The 20,161-nt window shown below is 67.2% G+C and carries 13 protein-coding genes and 1 pseudogene; 5 read left to right on the top strand and 9 right to left on the bottom strand.

The features are described 5' to 3' along the window. Positions 1 to 4: 4 nt before the first annotated feature. The 4 genes from ACFYRY_RS29780 to ACFYRY_RS29765 all read right to left on the bottom strand — a co-directional run bounded on the left by ACFYRY_RS29780 (position 5) and on the right by ACFYRY_RS29765 (position 3,929). The gene (locus ACFYRY_RS29780) at positions 5 to 769 is read right to left on the bottom strand and encodes an SRPBCC family protein (protein ID WP_389152229.1); all 765 of its coding nucleotides are present in this window, start codon (positions 767 to 769) and stop codon (positions 5 to 7) included. 89 nt (positions 770 to 858) lie between these two features. Continuing rightward, positions 859 to 2,496, bottom strand: a complete 1,638-nt coding sequence (locus ACFYRY_RS29775; RefSeq protein WP_389152227.1) for a polyamine aminopropyltransferase — start codon at positions 2,494 to 2,496, stop codon at positions 859 to 861. A gap of 109 nt (positions 2,497 to 2,605) precedes the next feature. Continuing rightward, positions 2,606 to 3,163 carry a DUF2617 family protein gene (locus tag ACFYRY_RS29770; RefSeq protein ID WP_356768002.1) on the bottom strand — a complete coding sequence of 186 codons (558 nt, stop codon included), beginning with the start codon at positions 3,161 to 3,163 and terminating at the stop codon, positions 2,606 to 2,608. Positions 3,164 to 3,602: 439 nt separating this feature from the next. Next, positions 3,603 to 3,929, bottom strand: a complete 327-nt coding sequence (locus ACFYRY_RS29765; protein ID WP_389152224.1) for a hypothetical protein — start codon at positions 3,927 to 3,929, stop codon at positions 3,603 to 3,605. Positions 3,930 to 4,058: 129 nt separating this feature from the next. Between ACFYRY_RS29765 and ACFYRY_RS29760 the strand changes: the two genes are divergently transcribed. Continuing rightward, positions 4,059 to 5,249: a pyridoxal phosphate-dependent aminotransferase gene (locus ACFYRY_RS29760; RefSeq protein WP_389152221.1), complete on the top strand. Its 1,191-nt coding sequence runs from the start codon at positions 4,059 to 4,061 to the stop codon at positions 5,247 to 5,249. A gap of 158 nt (positions 5,250 to 5,407) precedes the next feature. On the opposite strand, the gene ACFYRY_RS29755 is transcribed toward ACFYRY_RS29760, so the two are convergent. Beyond that, positions 5,408 to 7,666 carry a restriction endonuclease gene (locus tag ACFYRY_RS29755; RefSeq protein ID WP_389152218.1) on the bottom strand — a complete coding sequence of 753 codons (2,259 nt, stop codon included), beginning with the start codon at positions 7,664 to 7,666 and terminating at the stop codon, positions 5,408 to 5,410. A gap of 852 nt (positions 7,667 to 8,518) precedes the next feature. On the opposite strand from ACFYRY_RS29755, the gene ACFYRY_RS29750 reads away from it, so the two are divergent. Genes ACFYRY_RS29750 through ACFYRY_RS29740 form a run of 3 tightly spaced genes read left to right on the top strand, consistent with a single transcriptional unit; the run spans position 8,519 to position 14,500 of the window. Then, a complete protein-coding gene (locus ACFYRY_RS29750; RefSeq protein WP_389152215.1) occupies positions 8,519 to 9,676 on the top strand; it encodes an RNA polymerase sigma factor RpoD/SigA in 1,158 nt (385 codons plus the stop codon). Further along, positions 9,673 to 12,723 (top strand): helicase C-terminal domain-containing protein, encoded by a 3,051-nt coding sequence (locus tag ACFYRY_RS29745; RefSeq protein ID WP_389152212.1) that lies wholly within the window; start codon positions 9,673 to 9,675, stop codon positions 12,721 to 12,723. Before ACFYRY_RS29750 ends, ACFYRY_RS29745 begins: the two co-directional genes overlap by 4 nt. Positions 12,724 to 12,745: 22 nt before the next feature. Continuing rightward, a complete protein-coding gene (locus ACFYRY_RS29740; protein ID WP_389152209.1) occupies positions 12,746 to 14,500 on the top strand; it encodes a hypothetical protein in 1,755 nt (584 codons plus the stop codon). 119 nt (positions 14,501 to 14,619) lie between these two features. Here the strand turns inward: ACFYRY_RS29740 and ACFYRY_RS29735 are convergent, their stop codons facing one another. Genes ACFYRY_RS29735 through ACFYRY_RS29725 form a run of 3 tightly spaced genes read right to left on the bottom strand, consistent with a single transcriptional unit; the run spans position 14,620 to position 19,249 of the window. After that, positions 14,620 to 15,186, bottom strand: coding sequence for a hypothetical protein (locus ACFYRY_RS29735; RefSeq protein WP_389152207.1), 567 nt, complete (start codon positions 15,184 to 15,186; stop codon positions 14,620 to 14,622). 56 nt (positions 15,187 to 15,242) lie between these two features. After that, positions 15,243 to 16,901: a DEAD/DEAH box helicase gene (locus ACFYRY_RS29730; protein WP_389152204.1), complete on the bottom strand. Its 1,659-nt coding sequence runs from the start codon at positions 16,899 to 16,901 to the stop codon at positions 15,243 to 15,245. A gap of 14 nt (positions 16,902 to 16,915) precedes the next feature. Next, a complete protein-coding gene (locus tag ACFYRY_RS29725) occupies positions 16,916 to 19,249 on the bottom strand; it encodes an ATP-binding protein (RefSeq protein ID WP_389152201.1) in 2,334 nt (777 codons plus the stop codon). Between the two features lie 188 nt (positions 19,250 to 19,437). On the opposite strand from ACFYRY_RS29725, the gene ACFYRY_RS29720 reads away from it, so the two are divergent. Next, entirely contained in the window at positions 19,438 to 19,674 is a 237-nt protein-coding gene (locus ACFYRY_RS29720; protein WP_389152199.1) for a hypothetical protein, read from the top strand. Positions 19,675 to 19,764: 90 nt separating this feature from the next. Here ACFYRY_RS29720 and ACFYRY_RS29715 read toward each other — a convergent pair. Next, a pseudogene (locus tag ACFYRY_RS29715) lies at positions 19,765 to 20,073 on the bottom strand (very short patch repair endonuclease); the annotation flags it as partial. Between the last annotated feature and the right edge of the window lie 88 nt (positions 20,074 to 20,161).

The raw sequence follows: 20,161 nt of genomic DNA, 5'->3' as shown, positions 1-20,161 counted from the left end.
GCGGTCACCGGCGTTTGCGCAGCACTCTGGTCACGACGATCGCCGAGGCCAGCGCCGCCGCGGCCATCGGCGCGGCCCAGCGGAGGGTCTGGTTGGGGGAGATCGTCTGCGGGGCCGGAACGGGGGCGTAGCGGCCGCGCGGCGGCGCGTGGTCGACCTCCTCCGCGCTGCGACCGATCATCGTCCGGCGCGCGTGTGCCGCCTCGGCGGGCGGTCCACCGGCGTCCTCGAAGCGCTCGGGGAGGGACGACGGGGGGACCTCCGGAGGGGTGGGTGGGGTGGGCGGGGTGGGAAGCTCGGCGGCCTGGGGATCCTCGGGCTCCTGCCCGCCCGGCGTCTCCCCCGGGCCCTCCACGGCGCCCAGGTGCTCCGCGAACCGGCTGAGCAGACGGGTGGCGGCCGAGGCGACCGCGTCCGGCGGCAGTTCCGTGACCCGGCCGTCCGCGGCGGCGGTCCCCGAGAAGGTCACCGTGCAGCCGCCGTCCGCGTCCCGCACGGTGATCGTGAGCGTCAGCTTCACCGTGCCGGTGCCGCGAGCCTCGGTCGCGTCGCCCTCGACGGCGTACGAACCGTCGTCCCGCCCGGAGATCCGCAGCGAGCCGCGGTAGGTGATGGAGTGACTGCCGACGCGCACCTTCAGCCGCCCGGTGACGGGCTCGGCGCCGGCGTCCTGCTGGAGCCCCGGAACCGCCCGGGCGACCCGCGCGGGGTCGGCCAGTGCCTCCCTGAGCCGCTCGGCCGGAACCGGAACGAACACCTCATGCTCCATATCAGCGGACTCTACCCAGTAGGCGCCGTCGTGCACCTTCTTTGGCCCAAAGCGACCGCGCCTTGCCGCGCGGGACGTGGCGCCGGACGTCAGTACCTCGGATGCACCAGCGTCGACGCCGGCAGCCCCGTGATCCTCGTCCCCGCCGCGGACCGCGCGTCCGCCGTCAGGGACGCCTGGGTCAGGGTGCGCGGGCGCGGTCCGTCGGGGGCGAGCCGCAGGGGCGGTCGGGGCGCGGCGGACGCGAGGACGAAACCCCAGTCGCGCGGGGCCCGTTCCGGGCCGGCCGTGCGGTCGGGGCCCGCGGTGAAGCCGGAGTCACGGCCACCGACGCGGTAGGGCACGGTGTGCAGTCCGGCCGCCCGGACCGTCGTGTCCACCGTCCAGAACACCCGGCGGCGGGAGGCGACCGGCCCGGCGTGCACCACCAGTCGGCCGTCGTCGGCCAGGACGCGGCGCGCGAGGTCGTAGAACTCCCGCGAGTACAGCTTCGTGCTCGCGGTGATGCCCGGGTCGGGCAGGTCCGCGATCACCACGTCGTACGCCGCCGAGGGCGCCCGGCGCAGCCAGCCGAAGGCGTCCGCCGTGCGCACACGGACGCGCGCGTCGCCGTACACATGGCCGTTGAGCCGCGCCAGCGCCGGGTCCTGACGGGCCAGCCGGACGACGTCCGCGTCGATCTCGACGATGTCGACACGGCGTACGTCGGGGTAGCGCAGCGCCTCCCGCGCGGCCAGTCCGTCGCCGCCGCCGAGGACGAGTACGCGGGCGTGCGGGCCGTTCATCGCGGGGTGCACCAGCGCCTCGTGGTAGCGGTGTTCGTCCCGGCCGCTGACCCGGAGCCGGCCGTCGAGAAAGAGGCCGACGGGACGGCCGTCGGTGCCGCCGGTGAGGACGACCTCCTGGATGTCCGTCTGCACCGCCACCCGTACGTCGTCGCCGTACACCGCCTGCCGTGCGGCCCGTTCGAAGTCGTCGACGAGTACGGCGGCCGTGGCCAGCAGGGCGAGGACGGCGAGGTTGGCCGCCAGGAGCAGGCAGCGGGCCCGGCAGGTCAGGTCGCGGCGGAACAGACCGAGGACGAGCACGGCGCCGGCGACCGCGTTGACCGTGCCGGTGAGCAGGGCGCCGGTCAGCTGGCCCAGGCGCGGCAGCAGCAGGAAGGGGAAGGCCAGGCCGCCGACCAGGGCACCGACGTAGTCCGCGGCGAACAGGTCGGCGACCGCGCCGCCCGCGTCCTGGCGGCGGATGCGCTGGATCAACTCCATGAGGAGGGGGACTTCGGCGCCGATCAGCAGGCCGATGGCGAGGGAGAAGGCGACCAGGAGACAGCGCGGGCCGCTCGCCCACAGGCCGCCCCAGGCGCCGGTCCAGGCGAACACCGCGTACAGGGCCATCGCGCTGCATCCGCCGACCAGGGCGAGCGCGGCCTCCAAGGCGCCGAACGCGGCCGCCGCGTGCCAGCGCAGGCGCTTCGCGGCGAGCGAGCCGATGCCCATCGCGAAGACCATCACGGACAGGACGACGGAGGCCTGGGTGACCGAGTCGCCGATCAGATACGAGGCCAGGGCGACGAGTTCGAGTTCGTACACCAGCCCGCAGGCCGCACAGACGAAGACGCAGGCGAGGACGAAGAACCTGCCGGTGTCCGGGCGGACGGGCAGCCGCGCGGGGCCTGCCCTGGGCGGCCTGGTGCCGGGCGGGGCGGGCGCGTGCGGTTCGATCACGCTGAGACGTTACGTCACAGAAACGGCACGCTTCGTCACCCACACGTGTGAAACTCCGGGTCAACCGGGCGCCCGGTGTTTGAGCGGGCTCCCGGTTGACCGTCGGGGCTCAGACGCCGGACGGGCTGAGACGACTCTGCCGAGGGACGGTCTGAGCCGCCGTCACCCGGGCCCCGACCTTCGTCCGGGTGGCCACCAACTGGCCGTCCTGCGGGTACGCGTGCCAGGTACGCCAGTGCACCTGGCCCTCGTGACGGTGGGCCAGCAACGCGGTGAAGGCGTGCGGGCTGCCGGGGAAGACGCCCGCGAGGCCGTTGGGGTGGTCGGCGACCAGGGCCAGCAACTCCTGGGCGCGCGCCGCGAACTGGACCGGTGAGAGGACCTCGACGCGGGCGGCGAACTCGTACTCCCATTCGCCGACGCGCTTGGCCACGCCCAGCGGGAGGGGTGTGCTGCTGCCCGGGATGCATGCCACGGTCTCCGAACAGGTGCCCCGTGCCTCTTCCAGAAGCACCTGGTGGGATGCGCCGAGGAGTCTCAACTGGAGCGTGGACCCGGACAGTTCGAGGTCGAGCGTGGCCAGTGCGGGAAGCGGCTCGCGCCCCAGGGCCCAGGCGAGATCGGCCGCCTGCGTGTCGGTGTAGGAGGTGTTCAGGGTCGTGAGCATGGATCGGCTCCGCTAGCACGCAAAGAAAGGGAGGTGTGGGTCCGGCGCACCCAGGTCGACACCCGGAATGCGGCCACGGCCCAGTCGGAGTGTCAGGGAGGGTTCCGCGGGAGGTCCGAGGGCCGCTTTGGCGTTTTAGAGGGAATCATGAACTGTGGCGCCGCCACAGTGTTTTTACCCAACTTCGTGGGGTTTCCATCCCTCAGAGGGCTCCACAGCTCAACTGTTCACCCCGGCGTACGCCGAGGCGACGGGAGCGTGCGCCGGAGCAGTTCTACGCCCGCCGGGAGCGGTACCCGGCGGGCGTAGGGAATGAGTGACGCGGCGTGCGGTGGGTGACGACGGGCGGGGGGCCCGGTGACGTACCCGCTTCCCCCGCCGGGAGCTCAGCTGCCCCGTGTCAGCTGCCTCCCGTGGCGGCCGCCTCACCCGGGCCCTTTCAGCCGCCGCCGCCCCCGCATCCTCCCCCGCCGCCCCCGCAGGACGAACCCCCTCCGCAGGACGAACCTCCACCGCAGGACGAGCCGCCACCGCAGGAGTGGCCGCCGTGGTGCCCGCCCGAGGAGCCCGAGCCGCTGTCACCGGCGACCCCCGCGCCCCCCGCGGCCCACCAGCTGCCGTCTCCGGACCCGCTGCCCGACGAACGGCGGACCCGGCCGCCGCGCCCTCCCGCTCGCACCGCGCTCTGCCGGCGGTTCCTGGCCGTGGCGCGGAACGCGCCGATCAGGACGATGCAGACAACCGCCAGGATGATGCCGATGACCATGGCGTCACCCTCCTTCCGATTCCCCCGAAGCGACCCCCCGTGGGCGCCCCGCTGGGTGCGTGCCGAGGTGATGCCCCTCCGTCGCACGGGCCAAAGCAGAGTTGAGGAACTCCAGAGCTTGGGCGCAGGATGACCGGCATGACCTCCAGCGCACGCCCCCTCCTCAACCGCCGGCTCGCCGAGTTCGGGACGACGATCTTCGCCGAGATGTCCGCCCTGGCCGTGAGCACCGGGGCGATCAACCTGGGCCAGGGCTTCCCCGACACGGACGGCCCCGAGGAGGTCAGGGAGGCGGCGGTACGGGCCCTGCGGGACGGCCGCGGCAACCAGTACCCGCCGGGCCCGGGCGTGCCCGAGCTGCGTACGGCGATCGCCGCCCACCAGGAGCGGCGGTACGGGCTGTCGTACGACCCGGACACCGAGGTGCTCGTCACCGCGGGTGCGACGGAGGCGATCGCCGCCGCGCTGCTCGCCCTGGTCGAGCCCGGGGACGAGGTCGTCGCCCTGGAGCCGTACTACGACTCGTACGCGGCCGGCATCGCCATGGCGGGCGGCACGCGAGTGCCGGTCACCCTGCGCGCGCACGAGGGCGGCTTCCGGCTCGATCTCGACGAGCTGCGCGCCGCGGTCACCGACCGCACCCGGGTACTGCTGATCAACACGCCGCACAACCCCACCGGCACCGTCCTCACCCGCGAGGAGCTGACCGCGATCGCCGAGCTGGCCGTGGAGCGGGATCTGCTCGTGATCACGGACGAGGTGTACGAGCACCTGGTCTTCGACGAGGCCGAGCACGTGCCGCTGGCGACCTTCCCGGGGATGCGGGAGCGGACGGTCACCGTGTCGAGTGCTGGCAAGACCTTCTCGTTCACCGGTTGGAAGGTGGGCTGGGTGACGGCGGCCCCGGGGCTGGTCAGCGCCGTGCGGTCGGCGAAGCAGTACCTCACGTACGTCTCGGCGGGCCCCTTCCAGTACGCGATCGCCGAGGCGCTGGCCCTGCCGGACTCGTACTTCGCCGCCTTCCGCGCCGACATGCTGGCCAAGCGGGACCTGCTGGCGACGGGGCTCGCCGAGGCGGGCTTCAAGGTGTTCCGGCCCGCGGGCACCTACTTCGTCACCACCGACATCCGCCCCCTCGGCGAGTCCGACGGCCTCACGTTCTGCCGCGCTCTCCCCGAGCGCGCGGGCGTCGTCGCCGTCCCGAACGCGGTCTTCTACGACCACAAGGAGGCGGGGGCGCCCTATGTCCGGTTCGCGTTCTGCAAGCGTGACGACGTCCTCACCGAGGCCACCCGCCGCCTGCGAACCCTGGCGTCCTGAACCAGCGACCCCTTCGTCCCGAATGAGGTTCGGTTACTGATCTTGCCAGCGCGGATGACGTTTGCCCTGTTCAGAGGGTCGGGTTGTCGTGGCCTCGGGCGGTCTAGAAGGGACTCAGGGAGCGGGTTGGCTCCCAGATGGCTCCCAGCGGGGAGGGGTCAGCGTGCGTCGTCGAGCTTGCGCATCAGTTCGGTGACCAGCGCGCGATCACGTGCCGTGTCAGAACGCCCGGCGGAGTTCCACTGCTCCTGATCCTGCCGGAGCCGCTCGTCTCGCTCAGCTGCCCGAGCTGCGGCCACACGCTCGGTCCGCTCCTGCACGAGGGCGAACTCCTTCGGCAGCTCGTCCTCGGCACCCTGCTCCCAGAGGAAGTCCAGCAGCTCCTCCATCGAATCCGGGTACGCGTCGAGCGGTTCTCGCTCGTCCGCTCGCCGGCGCAGCTCGTCCAGGGCACATCGGACAAGGACTTGGGTCAACGGCTCACGGACCACCGCGGACGGTATCGCGTGCAGTTGGTGATTCAGCTCGATGCACCGGTACCAGTCGCCGGCTTCGGCGCTCTCCAGCAGCTCGGTGTGGATCACATCGGCAACCCCTTCCCGGAACTGCTCCGCGTGCTCCTGCGGCACCAGTGGGCTGGCGTCGAGCGCGTTGGCCAGGCTCACCAGGTGGGAGAGGGGGACGAAGTGGATGAACGGGAGACGCGTTCCCCTCGTCACGTAGCTGGCCAGAGCGGGGGAGCCCAGTAGCTCTGCCGTCTCCAAGGCCCACTCAAGATGGGTCGACAGGCTCTCGTCTCCATATGCTGGCCCGGCCTCCAGATCCTCTTCCATCTCACGGACGGCGGCGATCAAGGCTGGCTCGTTCTCCCGGAGTCCGGCTAGGATCCCCGCGCCGTCGGCCAAGCGGGCCGCTGCGACGAGCCGGTGCAGCTGTTCCCCGTGAATGACGGCACCGATCAACTCCGGGAAGCGGGTCCGACCGGCATCGAGGTGGAAGCGGACGTAGTCCTCGATCGAGGGGTTGTGGAACGCCACTCGCCCTTGTGCCACGGAGACCATCGTGCCGTCCAGTAGCTGCAGTGCCCTGCGGAACGTCCGGCCATCCACCGTTAGGCCCATTCCCTCGCGGTACCAGCGCCAGGACTCCTCTAGGTCCTCCAGAGCGGCGGCGCCGAAAGTGAATAGGATCTCCAGCATGTGGACGGCCTCGTCCGTCAGCTCGTTCTCCACGATGCGTTCCCAGACGCGGCGCGGATCGTCCAAGTTTTCCAACATCGCTGCGGTGACGTCTTGCCCCCGGCGCGAGGACAACCGGAGGGTCTCCTCGACCAGTCGCGGATTGAAATTCTTGTGCTGGACTACCGGACGCCAGACCGCCGGATCGGCGAACCGGCGCTTGTCGTCCGGCGGCAGGGAAGAACGGTGGACGTGGTTGTAGAGGATCTGGCCCCGTACGCGCAGATCCAGATCGGTCAGCTGGATCACGCTGACCGCGTCCGACACGTCCGGCTCCGCTAGCCGCTCGTGCCGGAGACGGGCGTGTTCCAGCAGGTAGCCACGGGTCGTCATCACGAGCGCTTTACACGGTGTCTTTTGGATCTCCCGAATCACCGACAGCAGGCGATTGTCCTCGTTCTTGTTCAACGCCGCGTCCAGGGTCGTACTCCCCAGGAAGTCGTCGTAGAGGAACGCCTGTCGGGTGTCGTCGCGCCACACGGTGCCGATCTCGTCGACGTCCTGGGAGATTTCGTGCACCTCGTAACCGTTGCCCATCAGCCAGGCCGTGAGCATCAGCGCCACTGTCGTCTTGCCCACCCCGGGGATGCCCGCGATGACACAGACTTGCTGGGTGTCCAGAAGCTGCTTGGCTCGTTCGAAGCCCTCATGCGGGACGAAGGTGTCGGCGACGCTGGGCAGCCGTTTCTGAAGCCACGACGAGCGCAGGTACTGGTCCTGGTTCAGCACGGTCTGAAGGACGGCGGTACTGCTCAGCCAGAGCCGGAAGTGTCGTCGGACCACGTCCGGGTGGCGCAGCAGCTCGGCAACGATCTCGTCCACGCCGTACAGGTCGCCGGTGCTACGTATGTATGGGGCGAAGGCGCTGCGGAGCTCGTCCTTGCCGCCAACGGTCAGACCGACCGTCGTGGCGACGATGTAGCGGTCGGGTGCAAGTGCGCGAACCTTGGGCAGTTCATCCTTGATCAGGCGTCCGATCAGCGTCTTCTGGGTCGCGCGCGGCCAGTGCTTGCACTGCACGACGGTTGTCCCGGCGGGACCAGTGTGCCGCAGGTCGATGCCGCGGTCTCGGCCGCGCGGGAAAATTTCCAGCGGTATACCGAGGACATCACTGAACAGATCACGGCAGACCACCTCAAAATCATGATCCGTCAACCGCCCCAACTCGAAAGAGTCCATGTCGTGTTCGCCTCTGGATGCCGACTAGCCTCCAGTCTCCCGCAGCAGTCCGGGCGCTGGCCAATGCAGGTCAGGGCCTTCTCGTGGATTGTCTCCGCAAGACGTCTGGGCGTACGCCGCGAAGAGCTGACCCTGCTGTCTTGGGACGGGGAAAGCATAGGCGGGAGTCGATGGCACCCGCCGTGCGAGGTATCTCCGCCATCAGAGTGTCTCGGATTCCCGTTATGGCGATGTCGACAACCGGGATCTGAATCTGTAGTCGTCCAATTCGCTGCTACTGCAGCTGGATTTGCTGCCATGACCTAGAGATTATCGACTGCGTTGCTCAGGGCCGAGGGCGCGTCGAACTTGAGCCCATCGGGAACACCCCAGCCGCTTTTCCCGCTCGCACGACCACCTCACCAGCACCTCGAGTCTCCAAGTTGCCAGCTTGATTGTTTACGGGCGATTTCTCAAAGCGACGAGCCTCGCGTGGCGCGCGTGCCATCAATATTTGTCAATCATTTCCGACCGTGGCTATGAAGGTCCCCAAGGGCATAGACGACTTGCCTGGATGGGCGAGGGTCACGGGAGTCGGCTGCGCCGCCGCTGAAAGGAGTTTTAGCCTGTGCGGCAAACCTAGCGCCCACGGTGTGGCGAGTCAACGAGTCGGACTTAGCGCCCAAATTGACGCTCGCGCGTCGCGTCTTCGGCCCTTATCGATTACCGCTCCGTATGTCAATTAATCGGGCTTTCGCTTGCGCTCGGCTGATCTGTCGCCCTAGCTTTTCCCCACTGGATCGAGGGAAGGCCAACGGCATCGCTCGAGGTCCAGGTAATTCACTTTTCAATCCAGGGGGAGGCGTCTTCGAAGTGGAAGACGTGATCGAAGCCTGCGTCGAGGCGCTCATGGAGGACAGCGAGCGTCTGGGCCGGCTTGAGCGTGCTCACGTGGTTCAGGTTGCGAGCCGTCGAGGCATCGATCCGCAGCAGGTGGGGCGCGTCATCACGGTGCTGCGCGAGTACGGGGTGCTGAGCGAAGAACCGGGGGGCGAGGGTGCGGATCGCGGTGGGATCAGGACGGACACCGGGCCGACGGCGTCCAGTGGCGACAACCAGTCAGATGCCTACCCGGGACGGATCGGGCGCCACCGCATCTTGACGGCCGAGGAGGAAGTGGCATTGGGCCGACGCATCCAGATGGGACTACGGGCAGCGGAGTCTGCGGAGGGTGGTGAGGCGTCGGATGAAGTGGCTGAGCTGGTACGTGACGGTGAGGCGGCCCGCAGGGTGCTCGTTCGGCACAACGTGCGCCTGGCTATCGATATCGCGAGGCGGTACTTGCCAAGCGCGGGCGACCTGGAGCTTGACGACCTGATCCAGGACGGAGTCCTGGGGCTCAACCGTGCGGCGGAGAAGTTCGATCCGACGCGGGGCTACAAGTTCTCGACGTACGCCAGCTGGTGGGTGCGGCAATCGGTAAGCCGGGCCATCGCGAACACTAGCTCCGCAGTCCGCTTGCCGGTGCACGTCCGCGACGACCTGCGGCGTGTGCAGCAGTACGCGCGCCGTTTCGAGGAGCGCAACGGACGATCCGCGACCGTGGCGGAGCTGGCCGAGGGACTGAGTGAGAAGCGAGAGGAGATCCAGGCTCTGTTGGACTACTCCGCCCCCATCATCCACCTGGATGTCCCAGTGGACGAGGAAGGCGGTGCCACTCTCGGCGATCTGGTGCTTGCCGCCAAGGCGGAACGGCCGGAAGACGAGATCATCCGCCGGCTCTTGAAGGAGCAGATCCTCACGACCATCAGCACTCTGCTCGACGGCACCGACCCACGTCTGGCGCGGTTGTTGGAGGGCCGCTTCGGACTGGATGGCGAGGATCCCATGACGCTGGACGCGTTGGGCAAGGAGTTTGGCTGCACCCGCGAGTGGGTGCGGCAACTGGAGAAGAAGTTGCTTGAGCGGCTGCGGGATAACTGCAGCCTCAGGCAGCTAACGCTGGAATTCTTGGCGATGGAGGCGGCGTGACGCAGGACGTGGTGGAGGCGCAGAGCCGGTTCGTGGACTGGCTCGACAGCCAGGTAACCGCAGAAGGGCGAGGGGACCGGGATAACGTCTTGGACGCGGACCCGGCCGGGGTGTACTGGTTGGGCCGGCTGGCTCCGGAAAGTGAAGCGGCCGCCGTACGTAGAGAGCGGCGTATGGACCCGTGCGCGATTGGCCTGCGAGTGCGGCCCGAGGTCGAGGGGCCATGGACACTGCGGGCACGCCTGCGCGCGCTGGCCTGGAACCAGGTGCGCGGTTCGGAGGGGCGAGGCGAGAAGTGGGAGAAGACGGCGTCGATCGACGTAGTGGTACCGATCGAAGTCCCATTGGGTGCCGCAGGAGTGGCCTTCGGCAGGCGTCAGATCGCCGAGGCCCTGGACGTGGCGGGTGCGGTGGGCTCGTGCGCGGAGGTGCGCGTAACGGACGAGTCTTGGCGCGGCAGCCCTGAGCTCGTGGTGGAACTCGTCAACACCACGCCTGAGGGCTCGCGTCAGCGAGGCGAGCGCCATCTCTTCGAAGTGGAGCTGACGGTCCTGGACCTGCGGACCGCCCCTTTCCTGCTGGAATCCCTGCCCGAGAGCTTCCGCTACGACCGGCGTTTGCCGGCCATCGGCATCAACTGCGGTGTTGCTTTCCGGGGCGCCAATGAACTTGTTACCACCGATCAGGTGGTTGTCGATCGATATCGCCCTGAATACACCTTTGAGCGGACCGACGCCGGGGTGTTGCCGCTGAGCTTCGAGCATCTGGCCCAAGAACCGGTGGCCACCCTCGCGCGGCTGGTGGAGGCGTATGAGGCTTGGGGACTCGAGCACTGGTCCTCGGAAGCCTTGCAACGCTGCGCCACAGAGGAGTCTTGGAAGCCGGAGATGCTCCAAGAAGCCATGGGAGCCGCTGCGGAGCACACGGCCGAACTCCAACGGCTACGTGCAGGCGTGGCCGTTCTGGAACGGGACGCCGATCTACGTCAAGCCTTCCAGCTCATGAATCGCGCCATGCTCCGCGCGGCCCGCGGGCGCTACGCGGGCTGGCGCCCGTTCCAGATCGGTTTCATTCTCTCAGTGCTGCCCTCCTTGGTGAATGAGGGCGAAGATTGGCAGCAGGTCGAGATCGTGTGGTTCGCCACCGGCGGTGGCAAGACCGAGACGTATCTCGGTCTACTCGTCCTAGCCGCCTTTCATGATCGACTGCGCGGGAAGCTCGCGGGCATCACGGCCTGGAGTCGATTCCCGCTACGAATGCTGTCCCTTCAACAGACCCAGCGCTTCGCGGACGCCCTAGCCGCAGCCGAGCTGGTGCGTCGTGAACACGCGATCGGGGGGGAGCCTATTTCTTTGGGGTACTTCATCGGCGCGGGCGCGACCCCCAACGAAATTCCTATCGCGCCCACCGAATACAACCCCATCGACGTGGACGAGCCTCGTATGGCGGACCGCTACCAGGTTCTTACCGCCTGCCCATTCTGCGGGTCGAAGGAGATCCGCATGAAGTTCCACCGCGGTGACTGGACCCTGCGTCATCTGTGTGAGGCACCTGGGTGCCCCAGCGATGGCAAGCCGCTGCCGGTGTACGTCGTCGACCAGGAGATCTACCGCTTCCTGCCCACCGTCGTTATCGGCACTCTGGACAAGGCCGCACTGATTGCCATGCAGGGAGGCATGCGGGGCTTCTTCGAGGGACCGGCCGGACGCTGCTCACGCCCCGGCCATGGATTCACGTACGCGAAGCGCGCTAAGCGGCCAACCGGCTGCCTGGTCCCCGATTGCCCCGGCGAGACCACGCCGCTGGCACCTAGGGACCGCGCGCGATTCGCCCCCTCCTTCCGGCTGCAAGACGAACTGCACCTGCTACGTGACTCCCTGGGCGCGGTGGACTCCCACTACGAGTCATTGCTGGACGCCCTGCAGACGGAGCTCACCGGTAGAGCCCCGAAAATTATTGCCTCGTCGGCGACTCTGACGGGATTCGAGCGTCAGGTAGATGTTCTGTACAACCGACGCGGCCGGGTATTCCCGGTTCCTGGTCCCTCTGCTCGCGAGTCCTTTTGGTCTCGTGAGACGGATCGACTGCTCCGCAGGTTTGTCGCGGTGTGGCCGCGCGGCGTCACACTTGAGTGGGTCTCAGACCGGACCACGACCATCCTCCAGCAGTCTGTGCGCCGTCTACACGACGAGCCCCAGGCCGTATGTGCCGAGGCAGGCGTCGACCCCGTCCACGTGCCCATGCTTCTGAACCTCTATGGCACTCATGTGGTGTACGGCAACACTGTGCGTGATGTTGAGGCCGCCAGGCGCTCCCTCGGAACGCAGGTCCCCGTCACGCCCCTCAACGCCGCCCAACTCACCGGTCAAACCCCATTCGAGGAAGTGCGCGAGACCTTGCAACGCCTCTTGCGTCCTGAGGCGAATTTCCTTGACCGCCTGCACGTGATCACCGCGTCCTCGATGATCTCGCACGGCGTGGACGTCGACAGGCTGAATGTGATGACTGTGCTCGGCGTGCCGCTGACAACTGCGGAGTTCATTCAGGCCACGGCCCGCGTGGGACGCGCCCATCCCGGCTTGGTGTATGTCATCCACAAGATCGGCCGCGAACGGGATTCCGCCGTCTTCTCCCAGTTCAGGCCCTTCATCGAGCAGGGCGACCGCTTCGTGGAACCCATTCCCATCACCCGCGCCAGCCGTCGTGTGCTGAAGCTAACCACCAGCGCCGCAATCGAGTCCCGCCGTCTGTTCGTCCACGAACCGCGTTCGGCTGGCAGACGGCTGACCACCGTGGACCTGCTCCGGAAGTACACCGCCCAGACGGGCTTGACCGCTGAGGAGGAGGCGCGGGCCTGCACCGCCGCCCTGGGCGTGGATGAAGAACACCATCTGGCCTTCACCGACGTGACCGGTCAGCTCGAGACGTACTTCATGCGCCTGGAGAACCCTGGAGACGGAGCCAAGTGGCCCAATCAACTGCTCGCACGCGCACCCATGCGTTCCTTGCGTGATGTCGAAGCCCAGATCCCCGTAAGCGACGACTAACCAAACCAGGGAAGGCACAGCGATGAAGGACGAGCGCAGCGGATCCCAGATCCTCTACAGCTTCCTCCCACAGCAGACCGCTGACCTCAAAGGCGGAATCTGGCGCACCACTGAGTGGAAAGACCCGCGCCCCGTCGATGTCGAGGATTCGATCATTAGGGGTCGCCTGATCTCCGAACTCGAAGGCTGGGTAGGCCGCGGCCTGGACGCCACCGCCGTAAATTATCTGCGCGCAGGCGGCCCGGTCGAAGTCGTGGGGGTTAACCCCGAACGAGGCGTACGCGTCGAGCGCTTTCCCCTGGTATGGGTGTGCCGGGGGTGCCGACGTGTGGAGACCGGCGCCGTTAAGACCTGTCAGTGCGGGAGCAACCACTGGAGGCAGCTGCACTTCGTCGGGTTCCATGACTGCGGACTGCTGGAACAACCCCCGATTCCTCTATGCCGGGAGCACCGACAGGTCCGCATGCCTCACCAGTCGAGCATGGATGCCGCACGCATCCGTTTCGAGTGTCCGGTATGCCAGAAGGAGATCCAGAAGGGCTTCGCATGGCGTAAGTGTTCCTGCGGGCGCCGATACTCAGAGGCCAAGAACGCGGAGTACCTGCGCTACAACGTCCACCGATCTGCCAGTGTCTACACGCCCCAGACCTTCACACAGATCAACCCAGCCAGCCGCGCCGCGATGCGCCGCGTCACCGAGTCTGGCGGACCGCGTCGTGCTCTACTTTGGGCCTTGGGCGGCTTTGAGGACTCCGAGCCTGGTGCAGGCCGCCAGACCCAGACCTCCCTGGTCGACCAGCTCGTCGCTTCCGGACTAACCCGCGCGGTTGCCGAGCAGATGGCCGCCGTGGCCGGCGCAGCAGGAGAATTGGGTACCGAGGAAGACCTCGGCGAGCTGGCTAATGCCCACAGCCTGCAAATCGAAGCCGCTGAACGGGAGGCCGTAGACGTCGCCTTGGCAGCTACCGAGAAGGGCTCCCGCCAGCGCGTTGCCGACCTCGTCACTGCTGCTACCCCGCCCGCTGTTCAGACCCGCTACCAAGTCCACTATCCCGCCGCTCTGCAGCGCGCAGGACTAGCTGGGGTGGACCTGTTCACAGACTTCCCCGTCCTCAAGGCCGTATATGGGTACACGCGAGGCGGCGGTGAGCCTGGCACCTCCCGCCTGAGCCTGTTCACGGGTAAAAGCGGACGACGGATCTATGCCGATCTGCGATCCACGGAGGCCCTGTTTTTCCGCCTCGACCCCCTCCTGGTCCACACCGCCTTGAGTCAACGCGGGCATGTACTACCGCCAGCAGACGACGCGCGCTCCGCCCGCGCCGTTCTCGCCGCTCGTGTCACCCCGCCTTCTCGCTTCAGCGACCCGGATGACGCGTCGCCCGTCGGCCGGGATATTCTCACCCTCATCCACTCCTACGCACACCGGGCCATCCGCCAACTCGCTGTCTTCGCTGGTGTCGACCGCGAGGGATTGGGCGAATACCTCATCCCTCGGCACAACGGCTTCTTCGTCTTCGCAGCCAGTCGAGGTGATTTTGTCCTTGGTGGCCTGCAAGCTGTATTTGAGAACGACCTGCACATCCTGCTCGCGAGCATCGCCGGCGCCGAGTCCCGGTGTGCTATGGATCCCGCCTGTGAACGTAACGGCGGCGCTTGCCCCGCCTGTTTGCATCTAGGCGAACCGGCTTGTGACCACTTCAATCGCTATCTGAATCGCACGGCCCTTTTCGGCCCCGACGGCTTCCTCGCCACCTCCGCACACCAAAAGCCGTAGCTTCGAACGCCATGCTCCCGGCGCTCGCCCAACCAACCAGGTCAGGCGAGCGCTCGCCCCCTCCACCACAACTTGGCCCGCAGAAGTGGGCGGCCACGGAATATCCGAAGAATCGCGTTCTAGGGCATCGTGATGAGCTCCGGGTTATCGATCATGGTTCGGTGTAGATGACTCAGGTCGACGCCGCAGTGATTCGCGAGCCGAACGTGACGCTCACGCGCGTGCTGGGGAATCGTTTCACCGTCCCTGGTGGTGATCACGATACCGGGGCGGGTGGACGAGTCGGTGGCCTCGTTCAGCGCTGCCCAGATGAGGTCTTTCAAGACTCCGGCCTTACCCCAACAGATGTAACGCTTCGCGTTCCCATCTGTGGCAAGGCAGTGGTTGGGCTTGCCCTCCACCGAGTCCGGGACCACCGACCAACCAGGTCCGCAGAAAAACTGGACGATCTCGTCCGCCCCGCGAAAACGGCGGCGGACGTACGGGACGAAATTTCCGATACCCTCCTGGGCCCGGGCGTACTCCTTCATCGGCACGTCCTTGATCCACACCCGGACGTCCTGGTCGCTGGCGAAGTCTCGGAGCTCCCCGCCAATTTCTGAGTCATCGAACCATCGGCGGTACTGAGCGGTCTTCCCAGGATTGCTCAGGAACTCCCAGTCCAGCTCGTCGGCGGTGCGGTACATGCTGAGGAGGATGCGGCGGCGGAGAGCTTCGGGAAGGTTGAGCTGGGGCAAGGCGACTACTCCAGGGCGGCGAGGGCGGACGGGAACTGTAGGCGGTGCTCGTCGTACGCGGTTTCGAGGCTGGCCGCGTCCTTGATCCACTCTTCCATAAGGGTCGCGACTCGTTGGTCGTTGAACTCAATGCGTGATGGGGCGACTTGGTCCAGGGTCTCCACCTCACCGCCCTCCAAGCTGCGCTTGATGTTGAGGGCCGCCGCGATCCGCCGCAGATCGCTGACGAAGTCGAGCACCGTCACGCGTTCCTTGCCCGTCCTGAGCCGGAGCCCCCGCCCCAACTGCTGGACGAAGATCCGGCGGGAGTGAGTCACCCTGGCGAAGCAGAGGATGTTGACGTCGGGGACGTCGACACCCTCATTGAGGATGTCGACAGAGGTGAGGATGGGGACCTCGCCGCTGCGGAAGGCGAGAAGGCGGCTCTGCCTCTCGCGCTTGGCCAGGCCCGCGTGCAAGGCCAAGGCTCCGGACCAAAGGGGGGTTCGACGCAGGAGTTCGGCCAGTCGTTCGGCGTGCTCAACCGTGCGGCAGAACACGATGGCGCGGGGGTTGGCGGTGGCCGCCCATGCCGCAGCTAGCTCATCACGGATGGACTCGTCACGCTGCGGCAGGAAGAGGTGGGAGTTGAGGTCCCCCAGGCCGTATTCATGCTCGCTGGCCGCTTTCACGACATCCCAGTCGACGTTATCGACGAACAACCGGTAGTCCACCTGCGCCAGGTAGCCCCGACGCATTCCCTCCTCGATGCCGAGTGTGAAACTCGCCGGCCCAAAATGGTGGCCGATGTCATGTGCGTCGCCTCGCCAAGGCGTGGCTGTGACCCCGAACTGCCTGGAAGCAGACAGAACTTCCAGCAGTTCGTCGTACTGCCCGTCCGCACCGACGTGGTGCGCCTCGTCAACCATGACAAGCGCCGGCCGGTAACCGAAGCGGGCGGCGGGCAGAGCGGAACCGACGGTGGCGCAGGTGACTCCGGACAGGTCGTCCGGGCGGGTGTCCCCGGTGAGCAGGCGGGTGGGGACTTCCCTGGGTAGGTGCCGCCATAGAGCGCGTTCGAGTTGCTGGACCAGATCCTTGGCGTGCGCCACTACAAGAACCTGATCCGTGGGGTGACGGCGGAGGTGCGCCGCGATGACCTCACCCCCCACCACGGTCTTGCCGAGCCCCGTCGCCAGGATGAGGAGGGCGCGTCCGTGGGAGTCCAGGTCCTTGTCCAGGGCCCAGAGCGCCTCGGCCTGGTAGGGCCGTGGTGTCACCTCCCCGAAGCGGGGTGCGATCCCCTTGAAACTGCGGGCGAGGTGACCGCCCTCCCAGAGGTGGATGCTCGGGCGGATGCGAGACAGTACGTCGACCCGGCGCCGGGCGTCCGAGCTAAAGCGGCTGTTGGTCACTACGACGGCCTGATGCGCGCTGTAGTGGTCCCGCGCGTTGTCGACCTCGTCCACGGCGTCAGCGCTGACGACTCCGCGCCGCTTCCACTTGCACTGGAAGACCCACAGCTCTCCGCGCCGGCGCGCGAGGACGTCACCACCCTCGTCGCCGGAGCCGTCGATGACGGCGACATCTGTGAAGCCGAGATGCCACAGGAGCCGCTCGACGCGCCTAGGGAACTGCAGTGGCCCGGCGTCGAGAAGCGGGCCTGGTTCCAGGAAGCTGTGCATCGCCTCTCCGATCCTCAGCTGTCGTCCGCGAGGTCACGGGCGATCAGGCGGCAGCTGACACGGATACGACCCAGCTCCTCGGGCGTGACCTTGGGTCGGTGCTGGGCGAGGAGCGCCAGGTCGCTCAGGGGGTTCATCAAGCGTTCCACCATCAAGTCACGCGCGTCCGAGGCCGACAGCGCGGCGTACGAGCGCCGGAAGACCTTCCCGTCCATGAAGAGCGCCGGAGACTCGCTGAGGACGCGCAGAATGGCGCTGGCGGGCGCGAAGCGGATGAAGTCACCGTTGTTAACAGCCTCGTTCCAGTCGAGACCGGGTTCGGATTCCAGGGCGAACCGCTCCTCGGCGGCCTCCCTTTCCTCTGCACGCAGTTGCAACCAGTGAACGGCCGGCGTCTCCGCGATCACTGGGGCCATCAGCGTGCGAATCCGCTCCAGGAGCCGCTCAGCTTCGTCGGCCATCGCGGTCGGCGTCAGCCGGGGGCTGGAGGAGCGCTCCTTGAACAGGAGCAGCAGCTGGGTCAGTGGCGTGGAGTTGTTGTTCTTCCGGACGCGCATGTACTCGGCCGCCTCCAGCAGCGCGACGTCACGCATGTCCACCCCGTGCTCGCGATAGAGCTGGTGATCGGAGTCGACGAAGACCTCCAGCTGTGGGGACCGCACCATGATGGCGAAGGCCGGGGTCTCCTGGTCCTTGGCGTTGGTGAGCCGCTGGTCCCGCACGGCCCAGACTCTCAGTTCGACTCGCCCCATCTCGGGGATCAAGTACTCCCCGGCGAGGTCGGGGAACTGGTCCGCGCTGTCACGGTAGCGTTGCAGCCGTTGCTCGAAGGTCTCTGCCGGTTCCGGATCCTCTCTTGTCGGCGGAACGTCATCGGTTGCAGGGGCCTCCTGGTCCTCGTCCTCCGCGGGCGACGCGGGTCCGAGACCGGGCAGAAGCTCGTCTACGTCGCTGCCGGTGCCAGGGTCTGGCTCATCCTGAACCGGGTGATCGTTGCTGTAGGCCGCCTCGTACCAGATCTCGTCGCTCTGGTAGTCGGGGTGTCCGTCCCGGAACAGCTTCGCCCATTGGACGGTCCTCTCGTGGATGGCCTCCTTGCCGTTTCCGGGTACCAAGTAGTTCAGGCCCGCGTCTTGGCGGCGGAAGCCTGAGTACAGGAGGGCGAGCGGACTCTCGTTCTCAGGCAGCCCTCGCCGCTTTGCGATCTCCGGACGCAGCGGGCTCTCGCCACGGATGGCTCGGAGCACCTGGTGCCACTCGGCGGTCTCGAACTCGAAGGCCGTCTTCTGGTAGTTCGGGGTGACGTGATCGCAATGGATCTCTCCGACGATGCGGCCCGTGGCCGCCTTGGAGTCGATCGGGTACTCCAATTCCGGCTCTCCGAGGCCGTCCTCGTCGGTCCAGTAGAAGACCCGCTTGTCCTTGAGTAGAATCTTGCGGCCGTTGCGGAGGAAGTCGATGCCGTAATCCGTGCGGTGCACGTAGCGCTGGACTCCGAGCCAACCCCAGATGCGACGGGAACGGACCTCAAGACGGTCCTGATCACACTCTCGGCAGCGTTCGACGTCCAGCGGGTTCCAGTACCCGCAAGCCATGCACGCCTTCTTGTCGGTGAGAGCGACGTCTATGCGCTGGACGGCGTTGATCTCCACGCCCCGTCGGGTGACGGTGCGCTTCTCGTCCCAGACACAGGGCTTCCGAGGGGGCAGCTTCTTGCCGTTGATCGTGAGCAGGAAGCCACGCTCCGTGAGGAGGTAGCTGTACACGTCGCTCAGCTTCTCCCTGATCACCTTCAGGGCGTTCGCACGACGAAGCGCCTCGAACTGCTCACCCTTGAGGTCGCTGATGGTGATGACGGTCCCGTGCTCCGAGGGACTCACTTTGGGCACCTGGCGGTGCGGCGCTTGGTACTCCTCCGACGCTTCGATCTCCGGAAGATCGAGCGTGACCTCCGTCCAGTAGGAGTCGCCGGCACGTCCCGTGCGTACGACGGTCTTGCGCCCGAGCCGGGCGGTCGCGATGTTGAAGCCCATGCCGAACAGGCCCAGGGCGCCGTGTCGGCCGTTGCCGCTCCAGCCGGCGCTGATCGCGTTGCGCACCTCGTCGAGACTCATGCCCCGGCCGTTGTCCTGGACGAGCACCTCAGCCGTGAACCGCGAGTCCTGAGCGGTCGGCAGTGAGATGCTCACGGTGGGCCTCTCGCTCCCCTTCTCGGGGGAGGACTGGAACGCGTCGAATGCGTTGTCCACGAGTTCGGCGAGGCACTGCCAGGCCGCGAACTCGATGTCACCCAGGACACCGAGGATGCGGGGGTGCGGCATCACGTTGATGTACTGGCCCTCAGACATAAGTTGTGGCTCCCCGGGCCCCGTGTACCGCGTCGTACTGGATGTAGTGCCTTGGACCGGCGGGGTGTGAGTCTCGCGTCGTCCGCGACTCGCCCCCCGAGATACCTCGCGTCAGCATGCATTCACTCTACTGACGCCCACTGACAACCGGTCCGGAATCAGCGGGATCCCGCCTGCCATCAGGAGTGATGCGCATCGCCGACGATCTTTCCTTAGTGCGTGCCAGACTGGCCCTCATGATCCGAGAGCCCGCCGAGGTAATCATCGACGAGAACGGTCGGGTCGAGCTGCCCATGGGGCTACTAGCAGAGGCCGGCCTCGGTTGCGGCAGCCGTCTGCTCGCCTACAGTGCGGGCGACGGTCGCATCGTGCTGCGCCGTGCCGAGGACGCCATCGCCGACCTTCTGGGGGATGGCAACTTGTGAGCCAGCGTGCCCAGGGGCCGCAGTACGGCGCCTTGCCCTAACGAGCGCGATGATCTTTTCGGCGGCCACCGATGGGTCCTCGTGCTCCCATACCCGCACAGGCAGCCAGCCCGACTCCTCCAACACACGGTTCGTCTCGGCGTCCCGTGTGCGGTTCCCCTCGATCTTGTTCCGCCAGAAATCCCCGTTCGTTGCTGGCCACCGACAATGGTCCGGGCAACCGTGCCAGAAGCATCCATCCACGAACACGGCCACCCTCACACCTGGGAAGGCAACGTCTGCGGTTCTCCGCAGGCTGCGCAGAGGGCGGTGGGAGACGCGGTACCGCACGCCCCGCTCGTGCAGGTGCTTACGCAGGAGCTTCTCCGGAGCCGTGTCGCGCGACCGGTTACCCTGCATCGATGCGCGAACCGAATGGCTCGCCGCCCATGAGGACGCCGACGCCTCCTCCTGGGGGCGCTGCACAAGGCCGCGATCGATGGCCCGG

This window comes from Streptomyces sp. NPDC005263, from assembly GCF_042872365.1.
GTDB lineage: Bacteria > Actinomycetota > Actinomycetes > Streptomycetales > Streptomycetaceae > Streptomyces.
This window is presented reverse-complemented; position numbering and strand designations above follow the sequence as displayed.

What these genes read in the sequence shown, in the direction of transcription:
- ACFYRY_RS29780 (WP_389152229.1), bottom strand. Translation starts at nt 769, where the DNA reads ATGGAGCATGAGGTGTTCGTTCCGGTTCCGGCCGAGCGGCTCAGGGAG.
- ACFYRY_RS29770 (WP_356768002.1), bottom strand. Translation starts at nt 3,163, where the DNA reads ATGCTCACGACCCTGAACACCTCCTACACCGACACGCAGGCGGCCGAT.
- ACFYRY_RS29765 (WP_389152224.1), bottom strand. Translation starts at nt 3,929, where the DNA reads ATGGTCATCGGCATCATCCTGGCGGTTGTCTGCATCGTCCTGATCGGC.
- ACFYRY_RS29760 (WP_389152221.1), top strand. Translation starts at nt 4,059, where the DNA reads ATGACCGGCATGACCTCCAGCGCACGCCCCCTCCTCAACCGCCGGCTC.
- ACFYRY_RS29755 (WP_389152218.1), bottom strand. Translation starts at nt 7,666, where the DNA reads ATGGACTCTTTCGAGTTGGGGCGGTTGACGGATCATGATTTTGAGGTG.
- ACFYRY_RS29740 (WP_389152209.1), top strand. Translation starts at nt 12,746, where the DNA reads ATGAAGGACGAGCGCAGCGGATCCCAGATCCTCTACAGCTTCCTCCCA.
- ACFYRY_RS29735 (WP_389152207.1), bottom strand. Translation starts at nt 15,186, where the DNA reads ATGTACCGCACCGCCGACGAGCTGGACTGGGAGTTCCTGAGCAATCCT.
- ACFYRY_RS29730 (WP_389152204.1), bottom strand. Translation starts at nt 16,901, where the DNA reads ATGCACAGCTTCCTGGAACCAGGCCCGCTTCTCGACGCCGGGCCACTG.
- ACFYRY_RS29725 (WP_389152201.1), bottom strand. Translation starts at nt 19,249, where the DNA reads ATGTCTGAGGGCCAGTACATCAACGTGATGCCGCACCCCCGCATCCTC.
- ACFYRY_RS29720 (WP_389152199.1), top strand. Translation starts at nt 19,438, where the DNA reads ATGCGCATCGCCGACGATCTTTCCTTAGTGCGTGCCAGACTGGCCCTC.